12 protein-coding genes are annotated in these 13,220 nt (G+C 71.6%); 2 read left to right on the plus strand and 10 right to left on the minus strand.

Annotated elements, in window-relative coordinates:
- Window positions 1-7 precede the first annotated feature (7 nt).
- The 8 genes from flaF to MFF64_RS20145 all read right to left on the minus strand — a co-directional run bounded on the left by flaF (window position 8) and on the right by MFF64_RS20145 (window position 8,493).
- Window positions 8-355, minus strand: coding sequence for a flagellar biosynthesis regulator FlaF (gene flaF, locus MFF64_RS20110; protein WP_099905120.1), 348 nt, complete (start codon window positions 353-355; stop codon window positions 8-10).
- 86 nt (window positions 356-441) lie between these two features.
- Window positions 442-1,482 (minus strand): flagellar hook-associated family protein, encoded by a 1,041-nt coding sequence (locus MFF64_RS20115; protein WP_238192200.1) that lies wholly within the window; start codon window positions 1,480-1,482, stop codon window positions 442-444.
- 41 nt (window positions 1,483-1,523) lie between these two features.
- Window positions 1,524-2,987 (minus strand): flagellar hook-associated protein FlgK, encoded by a 1,464-nt coding sequence (gene flgK / locus MFF64_RS20120; protein ID WP_099905122.1) that lies wholly within the window; start codon window positions 2,985-2,987, stop codon window positions 1,524-1,526.
- A 29-nt stretch (window positions 2,988-3,016) separates the two neighbouring features.
- On the minus strand, window positions 3,017-4,276 hold the full coding sequence (locus MFF64_RS20125; RefSeq protein ID WP_238192202.1) for a flagellar hook protein FlgE: 1,260 nt from the start codon (window positions 4,274-4,276) through the stop codon (window positions 3,017-3,019).
- A 161-nt stretch (window positions 4,277-4,437) separates the two neighbouring features.
- The gene (gene fliI, locus MFF64_RS20130) at window positions 4,438-5,730 is read right to left on the minus strand and encodes a flagellar protein export ATPase FliI (protein WP_425324395.1); all 1,293 of its coding nucleotides are present in this window, start codon (window positions 5,728-5,730) and stop codon (window positions 4,438-4,440) included.
- Window positions 5,731-5,845: 115 nt separating this feature from the next.
- Window positions 5,846-6,574, minus strand: a complete 729-nt coding sequence (gene flgF, locus MFF64_RS20135) for a flagellar basal-body rod protein FlgF (RefSeq protein WP_099905726.1) — start codon at window positions 6,572-6,574, stop codon at window positions 5,846-5,848.
- 7 nt (window positions 6,575-6,581) lie between these two features.
- Window positions 6,582-7,811 carry a DUF1217 domain-containing protein gene (locus tag MFF64_RS20140; RefSeq protein WP_099905728.1) on the minus strand — a complete coding sequence of 410 codons (1,230 nt, stop codon included), beginning with the start codon at window positions 7,809-7,811 and terminating at the stop codon, window positions 6,582-6,584.
- A gap of 130 nt (window positions 7,812-7,941) precedes the next feature.
- Window positions 7,942-8,493 carry a hypothetical protein gene (locus tag MFF64_RS20145; RefSeq protein ID WP_099905730.1) on the minus strand — a complete coding sequence of 184 codons (552 nt, stop codon included), beginning with the start codon at window positions 8,491-8,493 and terminating at the stop codon, window positions 7,942-7,944.
- A 172-nt stretch (window positions 8,494-8,665) separates the two neighbouring features.
- Between MFF64_RS20145 and MFF64_RS20150 the strand changes: the two genes are divergently transcribed.
- Window positions 8,666-8,986 carry a PilZ domain-containing protein gene (locus MFF64_RS20150; RefSeq protein ID WP_099905732.1) on the plus strand — a complete coding sequence of 107 codons (321 nt, stop codon included), beginning with the start codon at window positions 8,666-8,668 and terminating at the stop codon, window positions 8,984-8,986.
- A gap of 126 nt (window positions 8,987-9,112) precedes the next feature.
- Here MFF64_RS20150 and MFF64_RS20155 read toward each other — a convergent pair whose 3' ends face one another.
- On the minus strand, window positions 9,113-10,855 hold the full coding sequence (locus MFF64_RS20155) for a class I adenylate-forming enzyme family protein (RefSeq protein ID WP_238192204.1): 1,743 nt from the start codon (window positions 10,853-10,855) through the stop codon (window positions 9,113-9,115).
- 50 nt (window positions 10,856-10,905) lie between these two features.
- Window positions 10,906-11,679, minus strand: a complete 774-nt coding sequence (locus MFF64_RS20160; RefSeq protein ID WP_099903260.1) for an SDR family oxidoreductase — start codon at window positions 11,677-11,679, stop codon at window positions 10,906-10,908.
- Between the two features lie 260 nt (window positions 11,680-11,939).
- On the opposite strand from MFF64_RS20160, the gene MFF64_RS20165 reads away from it, so the two are divergent.
- Window positions 11,940-13,142 (plus strand): acetyl-CoA C-acyltransferase, encoded by a 1,203-nt coding sequence (locus MFF64_RS20165; protein WP_099903257.1) that lies wholly within the window; start codon window positions 11,940-11,942, stop codon window positions 13,140-13,142.
- Window positions 13,143-13,220: the final 78 nt, after the last annotated feature.

Below are 13,220 nucleotides of genomic sequence, written 5' to 3' on the forward strand. Positions count from 1 at the left end.
GCGCGGCTCACCGCAGCCCGTCGCGGATCGAGGTGTTCACCTCGATCAGCGCGGCGAGGCTGCGCTCGGGCGAGCGCAGAACGGCGCCCGCCTCCTGCATGGTCCAGGCGCCGATCGACACGAGGTCGTCGCGCAGGGCGGGGGGCAGGGCGTTCTCGGGCGCCAGCAGGTCGGCGATCAGGACGTTCCACAGATCCTGCACGAAGCCGACCGCGGCGGTCCGCTCCGGCCCGCCGAGGCCGCGGGCCTCGACGTCGCGCAGGAGGGTGATCGCCCGGTCGAAGGCGGCGCGCTCGCGCTCGCGGCCGACCTCCGGGGCGTCCTCCAGGATCTCGGAATAGGAAAAGCGATACATCGGGCCGATGCCTCGTCGGTCTGGTGTCTGCGCGTGTGGACGGGTCGCGCGGCTTGGCGGCCATCGCGCGGCCCGGGGGGCGGGCGCTACGCGACGTATTTCAGGAGCGACAGCTCCTGGAGCTGCGCGGTCAGCGAGTAGGACATCTGAAGCTGGGTTTTCGCGGCGGCGAGCCGGGCCTGGGCCTCGGTCGGATCGACGCTCTCGAGGCGGGCGATCTCCTTCTTGATGAGGTCTCCTTGGGCGTCGAGCCGGGTATTGGCATCGGCGATCCGCGTCTGGCTGCGGCCGAGGTCGGCCTGGAGCGAGACCAGCCCGGCGCTGGCCTTGCTGAGGAGGCCCATCGCCCGCTCGGACACGACCGCCTGGGCATCGGCCGACAGGCCGGCGAGTCCGAGGCTCGAGACGATCCCCGCCTGGGCGAGCTGGCGGAAGGCCGTCTCGTTGGCGGTGACCGAGGTGGTGACGGTCTCGCCGAGCGCGATACGGCTGGTCACGGCAGTGCTCGAGGCCTGCGACCAGGTGGTGCCCCAGTTCGGATCGGCGAACTGAGCCGCGATCGTGCTCTCGAGGAAGGTCCTCACCTGCGCCGCCGTCAGGGTGGCGGCCCTGGGGTCGCCCGGCGCGAAGCCGAAGGCAGTCTGGAACGCCGTGGCCGCCGTGGCCCTGGCATCCGCCACGGCCCCGTCCTTGATCGGGGCGACGCTCGTCCTGGTGCCGGAAAACAGCGCTTGCCCGCTCGCGGAAGAGTTGAGGAGGTTCGTCAGCGACGCCAGGCTGTCGTCGGCCGAGGCCGCCATCGCGGCCAGGCGCTTGTCCGCGCTCACTCCGGTCAGGGTCGCGAGCTGCGCGTCGGTGGATTTCTGCAGCTGCTGCAGGACGCCCTGGCTGGCGCCGAGGCGCAGCGCGGTGAGGCCGTTGCCGTCCTTGAGGGCGGCGATCTCCGCCGTGCTCTGGCGCAGGGAGAGGCTGCGGCCCACCTGGGCCCCGAGGGCGTGGCCGACATCCGCGTAGCGCCCGCCGGCGATCTCCTGGGTCGCGTTCGCGATCTCGGCCTGGAGCCGGCTCGACGCACTGCGCGGGGTGTTCCACAGGCTGAGGCTGGAGATGTAGCTCGTGGTCATCATGGCTGGCAGGGCTCTGTCTTACGGGGGATTGCCGGGACGCCTCACCGGATCGCGGTCAGGAGGGTCTTCAGCAGGTCGTCCACCATGGTCAGGATCTTGGCCGAGGCCGTGTAGGAGCGCTCGAGCTGCAGCATCAGGGCGGTCTCGTCGTCGCCGTTGACGCCGACGGCGTTCGACAGGGCGTCGGTGGCCCGGCTGAGCAGCGTCTTCTGGTAATCGGCGTCGTCCGAAGCGGTCTTGCGGGCCCCTTCGAGCCAGCCGGCGGAATCCGCCGCGAAGCCCGCGAGCGTCGCGGTCTCGTTCAGCGGCGGGCCCGGGGTGAAGCTGCGCGCCGTCGCGAGCCCGGCGATCAATCCGCGCAGGCGCCCGGCATAGGCCGCGTCGCCACCCGGATTCGCCCGGTAGGGACCGCCGTTCATGCCGCCGTCGCGCAAGACGGTGACGGTACCGCCCGCCTGGGGGTCGGCTGCCGCGTTCAGCGCGATGCGGCCGGCGAGCCCGGTGACCGAGGCCGGCATGGCATTGCCGGTCTCCGCCGTGAACAGGCCGGCCTTCGGCCCGGCATAGGCCGGATCGCTGGTGCTGCGGGTATCGGCTTCCTGGAACGTCTCGATCAGGGCGCCGGCGATCGCGTCGAGCTGCTTCTCGTAGGTGACCGCACTCTCGTCGCGCAAGGCGGCGAGGCCGGCGAGCCGCCCGCTCTCGAGGCGCATCGGGGAGGTGGCCCCTGTGACCGGCACGCCGTCGACCGTCACGGCCGCGCCCACGGTTCCCGCCGAGAAGGCCGCTGTCGGGGTGAAGCTCACCGTCCGGGCGCCCCGATCGAACAGCGGCACGCCGCTGTCGGTATAGATCGCCATGTCGCCGCCCGGACGGTCGGAGACGGAGATGCCGATCTCCTGCGAGAGCTGCGACAGGATGCGGTCGCGATCGTCGAGGCTGTCGCTGACGTCCTGACCGCTCGCCGTGCCGCGCATCACCGCCCGGTTGGCCTGGTCGAACTGCCCGAGCAGGTCGTTGATCCGTGCGACCGAATCCGCCATGCCCTGGTCGGCCTGGGCGCGGGCGTCGTGCACGGCCGCCGCCGCTGTGTTGAGGCTGGCGGCGAGGTCGCGGGCGCTCTCGACCGCCGCCCGGGCAAGGCTGGCATCGTCCGGACGGTTGGCGGCGGCCTGGAGCGCCGCGTTGAGGGCGCCGAGCCGCGCGGCCGGCGAGCCCGCGTCGCTGGTGTCGCCCACCGTCCGCGACAGGGCGGTGAGGCCGTCGAGCAGGGCCTGTCCCTCGGCGGCGGCCGAGCCCGCCGAGAGCTTGCGCGCGAACAGGGCCCCGTCGCTCGCGCGGGTCACCACGACCGTGGTCCCGCCCGTGCCGCTCACCAGGCTGACGACCTTGCGCGAATAGCCGGGGTCGTTCGCCCCCGCGGTGTTGCGGGCGGAGGCGGCGATCTGGCTCGACGTCGCCAGGAGCGCCGAGCGTGCCGAATTGAGCGCGAGCGAGAGGCCCATCTGTCAGCTCCCGGTGACGGCGCCTGCCGTTACCGCTTCAGGTTCATCAGGGTGTCGAGCATCTCGTTGCCGGTCGTGAACACCTTGGAATTGGCGGTGTAGACCGACTGCGACTCGATCATCGCCGTGAGTTCGGTGCTCACGTCGACGTTCGACTGCTCGAGGGCGCCGGATTTGATCGCGCCGCGGCCGTTCTGGCCGGCGAAGCCGACCTGGATGTCGCCGGAATCGACGCTCACCCGGTAGACGTTGCCGGAGCGCGGCTCGAGATTGTCCGGGCTCTTCACGGTGGCGAGCGGCACCTTGAAGGCGGCCAGGCGGGAGCCATCGTCGAAGGTGGCGTAGACGGTGCCGTCGCTGCCGAATTCCGAGCCGGTCACCGCCGCTGGCGGCTTGCCGTCGGCCTTGCCCTCGACGCCGTAATCGCCGGCGAGCTGGTTCAGGCCCGAGAAGTCGAGGGTGATGGTCTCGCCGGCGCCGGCCGGGGCGGTGTTCAGGGTGATGAACTTGTCGGTGCCGGCGGCCGGGGTGCCGGCGAGCCTGCCTTGCGCGTCGAAGCCGAGCGTGGCGGTGGCGAGGGACGCGCCGGCCGGCAGGGTCGGGTCGGTGCCGGTCGGGGTCGGGCTGGAGGCGGCGTTGTAGATCGAGGCGGTCCAGGTGCCGCCGGTATTCTTCGACAGGTAGACGTCGAGGGTCTGGGCCTTGCCGAGCTTGTCGTAGGTCACGAGCGAGTACTTCTTCGAGTACTCACCTGCGTTCGCGACGGTCCCCTCGAGCGGCAGCTTGCCCGACAGGCTGGCCTCGGTGGTCGGGGTCGCCCGGGTGCTGACCGACGCAAGGTTGATCGGCACCATGTCGGTGACGTCGTTGAGCGTCGGGTTGGGCTCGCCGTCGAGCAGGCTGTAGCCCATCAGGGTCATGTTGGCGGCGTTGGTGAAGTTGCCGGTGGTGCCGTCGACCTTGAAGTTGCCGGCCCGGGTCAGGTAGGGCGCGCCGGCCGGATCCTGGACCACGAAGAAGCCGTTTCCGTCGATGGCGAGGTCGGATTTCGAGGTCGTGGCATTCAGGGTGCCGCCCTCGGTCACCGCCCGGCGCACGGTCGTCTCGACCGAGCCCGAATTATAGGTGCCGCCCGCGGTCTCGGCGATCAGCAGCGAGGAGAACTCCGCCGAGCTGCGCTTGTAGCCCGTCGTACCGGAATTCTGGATGTTCTCCGCCACCGTCGAGATGCGGTTCGACTGGGCGTTCATGCCCGAGACACCGGTGCGGAGCACGCCGATGAGACTCATTGCGGGACCTCGTTCGTCAGGATGCTTTGAATGGGACGCAGGCGGGACGGGGCTTGCGGGGGCAAGGCTCGGGGCGGAATAGACCCGCCCAGGCTTGCGCGGAGCTTGGAGACCGAAGCCGGGGAAGGGACATGGGGCAGGGGCGGCCGGATCATCGCGCGTCAGCCCCGCAGGCTCTGGGCGAGCTCCAGGAACGCGTCCTGGCTCGGCGGCTGGCCCGGATCCTGGCGCAGGGCGTCGTAGATCCGCGGCACCAGGCCGATGGCCTGGTCGAGCTCGGCATCGGTCCCGGCCCGGTAGCCGCCCATCAGGCGCAGGTCCCGGGTCTCCTCGAAACGGGCCATCATCGCCCGGAGCTTGCGGATCAGGTCGCGCTGCTCGGGCGTCCAGACCTCGGTGGCGAGCCGCGAGATCGAGCCGAGGAGGTCGACCGCCGGGTAGCGCCCCTGCTCGGCGATGGCGCGGTCGAGGACGACGTGGCCGTCGAGGGTGCCGCGGATGCTGTCGGCGACCGGGTCGTTGTGGTCGTCCCCGTCGACCAGCACCGAGAACACGCCCGTGATGGTCCCGCGCCCCTCGAGGCCCGGGCCCGCCCGCTCCAGCAGGCGCGGCAGGTCGGAGAAGACGCTCGGCGGGTAGCCGCGGGCCACCGCCGGCTCGCCGGCCGCGAGCGCCACGTCGCGGGCGGCATGGGCGTAGCGGGTCACCGAATCGACGATCAGGAGCACCGATTCGCCGCGGTCGCGAAACGCCTCGGCCACCGCGAGGGCGACCTTGGGCGCCTGGCGGCGCATCATCGGGCTCTCGTCGCCGGTCGAGACCACCACCACGGCGCGCGCGCGGCTCGGCGCCAGCGGGCCTTCGAGGAACTCGCGCACCTCGCGCCCGCGCTCGCCCACCAGGGCGACGACGACGCTGTCGAATCCCTCCGCTCCCGCCAGCATGGCGAGCAGGGTCGACTTGCCGACGCCGGAGCCGGCGAAGATGCCGATACGCTGGCCGGCGCAGAGCGGGGTGAACAGGTCGAGCGCCCTGACCCCGGTGCGCAGGGGGGCCCGCACCCGGGCCCGGCCGAGGGCGGCGGGCGGGTCGGCGTCGAGCGGGACGGCGCCGATTCCGGAACTGAGCGGTCCCGCGCCGTCCACCGGGCGCCCGAGGGCGTCGATGACCCGGCCCTTCCAGCTCGGGTCCGGTCGCAGCTCCGCCGGCCCGAGGCGGTGGGCGAGCGTGCCGATCCCCGCCTCGATCCGGCTCTCGTAGGCTTTCAGCGTCGCGCCCTCGGCGTCGACCCGGACGATCTCGCCGACCTGCGCCCGCCCGTTGGCCGAGAAGCTCATCCGGTCGCCGAGGCGCACGAAGGGCGCGACCCCGCCGATCCGGCAGGCGCTCGCGGTCACCTCGCGGATCGGCCCGCCGATCCGCACCAGGGCCCCGTCCTGCCGGGCCGCCGCCATCGCCTCGGCGAGGCGGGCGATCGGATCCCCCGCCAAGGGCGCGGCTGTCACGCGCGCGGCTGTCACTCGCGCCTCTGTCACGCGCTCGGCCGCCATGATGTCAGCTGCCATCGAGTCAGCTGCCCTGCGGCGAGAGCGTCTTCACGGCGCTCTGGAGCGACGATTCGGCCTCCGCGGTCGCGGTGGCGGCGCTCTCGAAGGCGCGCTGGATGGTGATGAGCTTCGTCATCTCCATGATCGGGTTGACGTTCGAGCCCTCGACGTAGCCCTGGACGATCCCGATACCGGTGAAATCCTGCACCGGCCGCGCCGGCAGGCTGGAGGTCACGGCATTGCCGGGCGCCCGGGCGAGCGTGCCCTTCTTGTCGAGGACGTAGAGGCCGAGCGCGCCGACCTGGTTGGTGCCCTGGTAGATGCTGCCGTCGCGCCCGATGGTCGGCGGGCCCTGCTGCGGGTCGAGGAGCAGGGGTGAGCCGCCCGGATCCAGCACCGGCTGTCCGGTGAGGGTGCGCAGCTGACCGGTCGCGTCCATCGTCAGGCGCCCGTCGCGGGTATAGACGGGGCCGGACGGACCGCCGACGCCCAGCCAGGCATCGCCCTGCACCGCGACGTCGAGAGGGGAATCGGTCTTGGTGATCGGGCCGGAGGCCCGCGACAGGTAGGTGTCGTTCGAGCCGACGAAGGCCACGGCGCCCTTCGTCGCCTGGGCGAGCAGGGCGGAGAACTTCGTCTCCTCGGCGCGGAAGCCCGCCGTCGCCATGTTGGCGACGTTGTTGGCGGTGGTGGTCAGGCGCTTGTCGAGGGCGACCTGGGCCGAGAGGTTGACGTAGAGGCTGTTCTGCATCGCCGCCTCACGCCTGGCCGTTGCTGAACAGCGCCAGGATCGGATCGGTCGCGGTGTTGTTCTGCGCGTCCCAGATCGCCGCGAAGCGGCGGGCGAAGGCCTCGACCTTGGCCGGGTCCCGGAAGCTCGCGAAGTCGACCTTGGAGGAGATGAGGACCGCCCGCGCGGCCAGGGCGTCGCTGGTGGTGGCACTGCTCGTCGCCGGCAGGCCGATCACCGTGTTGACGACCTGGGTCAGGGCAGGATCGCTCAGGATGTCGTAGCCGCTGCTGAGCGACGGCGCCTTGCGGGCGAAGTAGAGGGCGAGGCGCACCCCGGTATCCTCGGCGCCGGCATCCGCTTCGAGGCTCTGCTGCAGGTAGGCATCGACGACGCCCTTGACGTTGGCGCCGGGCGAGAGATCCGTGCCGTTGCCGATGTCGACGGCCGTCTGGCCGACCCCCGACAGGGTACCGTTGGTCACCGTGAGGGTGCGGTTCGTGCCGCCGGCGAGGTAGACCGTATCGGCGTTCACGCCGGTGCCGCCGGGCGCATCGTCGAAGCCGAGTTCGGTATAGCCCGTGGTCTCGAAGAACAGGCTGCCATTGGCACCGATGCCGACCTGCACCTTGCCCATCAGCCCGTCGGGTCCGGACGCGCCGATCTGGGCGTTGATCGCCGCGCCGATCTCGGTCCGGGTGACGCTGGCGAGATTCGCGACTTTGCCGGCGAGGGCCGCCTTGTTGAGGACGATGGTTGCGCTCTTCGTCGTGCTCGCGTCGACCTGCGAGGAGAGGGTGAAGCTCGCCTCGTTGGTGCCGCTGAAGTCGTAGGACGCGGCGAGGGCGTAGGGGAGGGAGAGCTTCGCGCTGCCCGCCGGGTTGAGCTGGGTCGGCGACACCACGACCGGGTCGGTGCCCTTGGCGGTGGTGCCCGGCGTGAAGTCGAAGGCCTTCGCGAAGGCGACGTAGCGGTCGTCGGCGAGGCGGTTGGCGAAGGCCGTGGCACTGTCCGTGCCCTCGCTCAGGACCTTGCGCATGAACGCCTTGGCGTAAGCCATATCCTCGAGGCCGAACGCCTTCATGGCGTAGCCGTAGAGGCGCTGGTCGGCCATGAAGTCGTCGACCGACGTCACCTTGCCGATATTGGCCTGGTAATAGGCGGTCTCGCGGGCGACGATCTGATCGTTGCCCTTGCGCTGCAGCGAGGTCGCGAGGTTCCGCGACAGGAGCATGTAGCTCGTCAGGGTGCTGGTCACGGATTCGTCTCCGGCCCGTCGGCGCGGTGGGACGGGGCCGCCAGCGGCACGGCGCCCCGATGAGGCCTCCGCTCTAGGCGGCCACGCTTGCTCGGGGCTTGCCGCGGGCCCGAAGCTTGCAGCGCAGCCCTCACAGCGGGGTCGGCCCGATGATGGTCTCGGTGGTGATGACGATCCAGCCGGCGCTCGTGCTGCGGATCGACAGTACCCGACCGGCCCCGGGCAGGGTGGAGCCGACGCCGATCTCGTGCAGGCCGTCGCGTCCCTCCACCACCGCCAGCCCGGCGGCGGCGCGCCGCAGGGCGAAGCCCGAGGGCGGCGGCCCCGACCGCTCCGGAAGCGCCGCGACCGCCGCCGCCGCGGGGGCCGCCGGCGCCTCGGCCAGCGAGCCGGTGGTCAGGGGATCGAGGTCGGGCTCGGGCGCGCGGGCCTCCGCGACCGTCCGCTTCCAGGTGAACGGTCCGCTCAGGGCCGGCAGCACCTCGCGCACGTCGTAGGGCCAGGTCGGCTGGGCCAGAGTGTAGCCGGCGAATCCCGTGGCGGTGAGCGCCAGCAGGATGGCGGCGCCGAACACGCCCCGCTCCGCCGCCGCCTCCCGGGCCCGGCGGCGGGCGATCAGGCCCGCGATCGGGCTCTCGGGGGGGAGGGAGGGGCGTTTGCGCGTGGCCGGGGCAGCGGGCATGGCCGGGACTGGCTCGAAGGTTGATGGCTAACGAGAGATGAAGGAACAGGCTTGACGCCTGGTTAACGGGATCGCCCAGGTCGGCGGGATCGCTGGCACCCCGGGTTTTCGCGGCGTCGAGAAAGCCGTAAGCGTTGCCGCACGGGCGCGGGGGCCCGGTTGCGGGGAGCCTATGGCCGATCTGCGGGAGACCGACGGCGTCGAGGACGGGGACGGCCGGGATTCCGCACCGGTCCCCCGCGCAGGCCGGCGCCGCCGCCTGATTCAGCAGGGACGGATCGTGCTCGGCCCCGACCACTCCGTCGCCTGCGATATCGCGGACGTCTCGACCGCGGGGGCGCGGCTGCGCATTCCCGCCCGCATCGCCCTGCCGGACACGTTCCCCCTCGTCATCGCCGCTCACGACCTGCGCACCGTCACGGTGCGCCTGCGCTGGCGCCGGGGGGATTTCGCCGGAGTGACGTTCGAGGGGGCGGGGTTCTACGTCGAGTGAGGGCGGGGGACGTCCCGGTGCTTCGTCGGGCGCCGCGCTTCATACCTCAAGCAGGTTGCCCCGGTTCCTGCTGCGCAGCCCCGGGATTGGAGGGTGCCGGCGCCTCCGCGAAGGGACAGCGGGCCGTCAGAACAGCTTCTTCAACTCGCTCTTCAAGATCTTGCCGTTCGGGTTGCGCGGCAGGATCTCGTCGTGAAGCAGGATGCGCACCGGCACCTTGAAGGCGGCGAGCCGGGCGGCCACGAAGGCACGCAACTCCTCCTCGCCGGCCTCCGCGCCGCGGGCGATCGCCACCACGGCACCGGGCTCCTCGCCGAGCGTGGGGTGCGGGATGCCGACGACGGCGGCATCGACCACCGCCGGGTGCTCGTAGAGGACGCTCTCGACCTCGCCGCAATAGATGTTCTCGCCGCCGCGGATCAGCATGTCCTTGGCCCGGTCGACGATGGTCACGAAGCCCTCGGGGTCGATCCGCGCCAGGTCGCCGGTGCGCAGCCAGCCGTCGCGGAACACCGTCGCGTCGGGGTCGGGCCGGTTCCAGTAGCCGGCGATCACGATCGGACCCTTGACCCACAGCTCGCCGACCTCGCCGGGCGGCAGCGGGTTCTCCTCCGGGTCCATCACCTTCGCCTCGCAGATCGGCAGGGCCGGGCCGCAGCTGTCGGGACGGCGGACGTAATCCTCGCCCTGATGGTGGGTGAAGGTGGCGCTGGTCTCGGTCATGCCCCAGCCGGTGGCCGGCTGGGCATTCGGGAATGCGGCCTTCAGCCGGCGCACCAGCTCGGCCGGAGCCGGGGCGCCGCCGTAGCTGATCGTCTCCAGGGAGGAGAGGTCGTGCGTGCCGGCCGCCATCCCGTCGAGGAGCTGGAACGCGATCGTCGGCACGCCGCCGGCGCTGGTGCAGCGCTCGCGCTCGATCAAGACCATCGCGCGGGCGAGGTCCCAGCGGCGCATCATGACGAGGCGCCCGCCGCGATGGAGGTTGGTCACCAGGGTGGCGAAGCAGCCGGTGACGTGAAACAGCGGGATCGAGAGCAGCGCCACCTTCTGGGGCGCCGCGGGATCGGGCACCGGCACCGGCTCGCCCCGGCGCAGGAAGGCCCGGGCGGCGGAGAACGGATGCGCCATCACCCCGCTGGCGCCGGCGCGCTGGGTACCGATCGCTCCTTTCGAACGGCCGGTTGTGCCGGAGGTGTAGAACAGGGTGGCGATGTCCTCGGGGCCGATCCCCAGGTCGGGGATCTGGCCCTCCGGCAGCCCGCCCCAGGTCGCGACCGGGCCGATGACGTCGGTCAGGCTCTCGGTGCCGGCTGCTGCCGGCGCGCGGGCGATCAGCACCCGCTCGAGCGCCGTGTAGCCGGCGCGCCGCTCGGCGATCCGGGCCCAGCGCTCCTCGTCGACGATGGCGACGCGGGCACCGGAATCGGTGAAGCCGTGGTCGAGCTCGGGACCCGTCCACCAGGCGTTGAGCGGCGTCGCGACCGCGCCGGCCAGGATCGCGGCGAAGAACGCCACCGGCCATTCGGGCAGGTTGCGCATCGCGATCGCCACCCGGTCGCCCGGGCGGACGCCGCCGCGGATGAGGTTGTCGGCGAGCGCCAGGGCGGCGCGGCTGAACGCCTCGAAGCTCGCCCGCTCGTCCTCGTAGACCAGGAAGGTTTTTTCCCCGTGCGCCCGCCCGGCCACGAAGATGTCGCGCAGCGTGGCCGGCGCGTTGGCCCAGATCCGGGTCGGCACGCCGCGTATGGGGATCTCGATGATCGCGAACGGGGAGCCGGGCGCGGTCAGCCGCGCGGTCGCCTCGGCGAGGGAGAGGGCAGGCCAGGCTTTCGGGGATTCGGGCGTCGTCGCGGCGGACGGCTCGGTCATCGGCGGACTCGTGGCTGGGTGGCTCTCGACGGGCGGGCGCGAGGCGGCGATCAGGTAATCGTCTGGCCGCCGTCGATCACGATGCTCTGGCCGGTCATGAAGGCGCCGGCCGGGCTCGCCAGGAACACCGCGGCCCCCGCGATCTCGTCGGGCTGGCCGATGCGGGCGAGCGGCGTGCGGGCGGTGTAGGCGGCGCGGGACTTCGGGTCCTCCCACAGGGCGCGGGCGAAGTCGGTCTGGATCAGGCCCGGCGCGATGCAGTTGACCCGGACGTTGTGGGGCCCGAGCTCCACCGCGAGGTTGCGGGCGAGCTGGAAATCCGCCGCCTTCGAGACGTTGTAGGCGCCGATCACCCCCGAGCCCTTCAAGCCCCCGACCGACGAGACCAGGATGATCGACCCGTCCTTCCTGGCGATCATGCCGGGGGCGCAGAAGCCGATCAGCCAGTGGCTGGCGATCACGTTGTTGTCGAGGATCTTGCGGAACTGGTCGTCCGAGATGCCGCTCATCGGCCCGTAATATGGGTTCGAGGCGGCGTTGCAGACGATCGAGTCGATGCGGCCGAAGCGGTCCTCGGTGCCCTTGGCCAGGCGCTCGAGATCGGCCTTCGACGAGATGCTGGCGGCGATCACATGAGCCCGCTCCTCGCCGTGTCGGGCGTTGATCGCCTCGGCGACGGGGGTGCAGGCCTCTGCCTTGCGCGAGGAGATGACGACCCGGGCGCCGTGCTCGGCCAGGCGCTCGGCGATGGCCCGGCCGATGCCGCGGGACGAGCCGGTGACGATGGCGACGCGGCCGGTGAGATCGAAGAGCGGCGTCTGCATGGGGCGTCCTCCCAGATGACCTTTGCCGGCGGGCCATTGCCGAAACAGGCCTTGCTTTTGCGCCGACCTTAGCCCTGTATGGCGATTAAGCAAGCCGTGTTTTCGAAAACGCGGCCGTGGGGAGGGTCGGACGAGGGCAAAAGCCTCTCGCTCAGGCCTGGGTTTCGGGCCCCTTGCGGCTCCATACCCAATCCCCGATAATGAGGCAGGACCCCGCCCCGCCGTAAGAGCGGCGGACGGGGCGGTCGGAGGAAACCGTGATGCGGGAAGCCGTCATCGTCGCCACCGCGCGCACCCCCATCGGCAAGGCCTACCGGGGCGCGTTCAACGATACGCAAGGCCAGGCCCTCGGTGGCCACGCCATCGCGCATGCCGTGCAACGCGCCGGGATCGACCCGGCGGAGATCGGCGACGTGGTGATGGGCGCCGCCCTCCAGCAGGGCTCGACCGGCGGCAACATCGCCCGCCAGGCGGCCCTGCGGGCCGGACTCCCCGAGACCGTGGCCGGCATGAGCCTCGACCGGCAATGCGCCTCCGGCCTGATGGCGATCGCCACCGCCGCGAAGGAGATCGTCACCGACGGGCTCGACGTCGCGGTCGGCGGCGGCCTCGAATCGATCTCGCTGGTGCAGAACGACAAGATCAACCGTTTCCGCGGCCAGGATCCGTGGCTCGTCGAGCATGTGCCGGCGATCTACATGACGATGATCGAGACCGCCGAGAATGTGGCTGAGCGCTACGGAATCGGCCGCGAGGCGCAGGACGCCTACGCCCTGCGCTCGCAGCAGCGCACCGCCCGCGCGCAAGCCGAGAACCTCTTCGCCGACGAGATCGTGCCGATGACCGCCCGCATGGCGGTGGTCGACAAGGCGACCGGCGCGGTCTCGCACAAGGAGATCACGCTCTCGCAGGACGAGGGCAACCGGCCCCAGACCCGGCTCGACGACCTCCAGGGCCTCAAGCCCGTGTTCAAGGACGGGCAGCGGATCAAGGAGGGGCAGTTCATCACCGCCGGCAATGCCAGCCAGCTCTCGGACGGGGCGGCGGCGGTCGTGCTGATGGAGGCCCGTGAGGCCGAGCGCCGCGGCCTGAAAGCCCTCGGCGCCTACCGGGGCATGGCGGTGGCCGGCTGCAACCCGGACGAGATGGGGATCGGCCCGGTCTTCGCGGTGCCGAAGCTCCTCAAGCAGCACGGCCTCACGGTCGACGACATCGACCTGTGGGAGCTGAACGAGGCCTTCGCCAGCCAGGTGCTCTATTGCCGCGACAGGCTCGGCATCCCGGACGAGCGCCTGAACGTCAATGGCGGCGCGATCTCGATCGGCCATCCCTACGGGATGTCGGGGGCGAGGATGACCGGCCATATCCTGCTGGAAGGCCGCCGCCGCGGCGCCAAGTACGGCGTCGTGACGATGTGCGTCGGCGGCGGCATGGGCGCCGCGGGCCTGTTCGAGATCTACTGAACCTGCCACATCATCCGGCTCATGCGACGGCGCCCGGCAAGAGGCGCCCGGAGGACGCCGGCAGAGGGACGAAGCCAA

The sequence above is a fragment of the Methylobacterium frigidaeris genome (assembly GCF_022179185.1).
Lineage (GTDB): Bacteria > Pseudomonadota > Alphaproteobacteria > Rhizobiales > Beijerinckiaceae > Methylobacterium > Methylobacterium frigidaeris.

Bases quoted from the DNA above. Each gene is read 5' to 3' on its own strand.
- MFF64_RS20125 (WP_238192202.1), bottom strand. From the start codon at position 4,276: ATGAGTCTCATCGGCGTGCTCCGCACCGGTGTCTCGGGCATGAACGCC.
- flgK (WP_099905122.1), bottom strand. From the start codon at position 2,987: ATGGGCCTCTCGCTCGCGCTCAATTCGGCACGCTCGGCGCTCCTGGCG.
- MFF64_RS20165 (WP_099903257.1), top strand. From the start codon at position 11,940: ATGCGGGAAGCCGTCATCGTCGCCACCGCGCGCACCCCCATCGGCAAG.
- MFF64_RS20155 (WP_238192204.1), bottom strand. From the start codon at position 10,855: ATGACCGAGCCGTCCGCCGCGACGACGCCCGAATCCCCGAAAGCCTGG.
- MFF64_RS20150 (WP_099905732.1), top strand. From the start codon at position 8,666: ATGGCCGATCTGCGGGAGACCGACGGCGTCGAGGACGGGGACGGCCGG.
- MFF64_RS20115 (WP_238192200.1), bottom strand. From the start codon at position 1,482: ATGATGACCACGAGCTACATCTCCAGCCTCAGCCTGTGGAACACCCCG.
- flgF (WP_099905726.1), bottom strand. From the start codon at position 6,574: ATGCAGAACAGCCTCTACGTCAACCTCTCGGCCCAGGTCGCCCTCGAC.
- flaF (WP_099905120.1), bottom strand. From the start codon at position 355: ATGTATCGCTTTTCCTATTCCGAGATCCTGGAGGACGCCCCGGAGGTC.
- MFF64_RS20145 (WP_099905730.1), bottom strand. From the start codon at position 8,493: ATGCCCGCTGCCCCGGCCACGCGCAAACGCCCCTCCCTCCCCCCCGAG.
- fliI (WP_425324395.1), bottom strand. From the start codon at position 5,730: ATGGCGGCGGCCCGGCAGGACGGGGCCCTGGTGCGGATCGGCGGGCCG.
- MFF64_RS20160 (WP_099903260.1), bottom strand. From the start codon at position 11,679: ATGCAGACGCCGCTCTTCGATCTCACCGGCCGCGTCGCCATCGTCACC.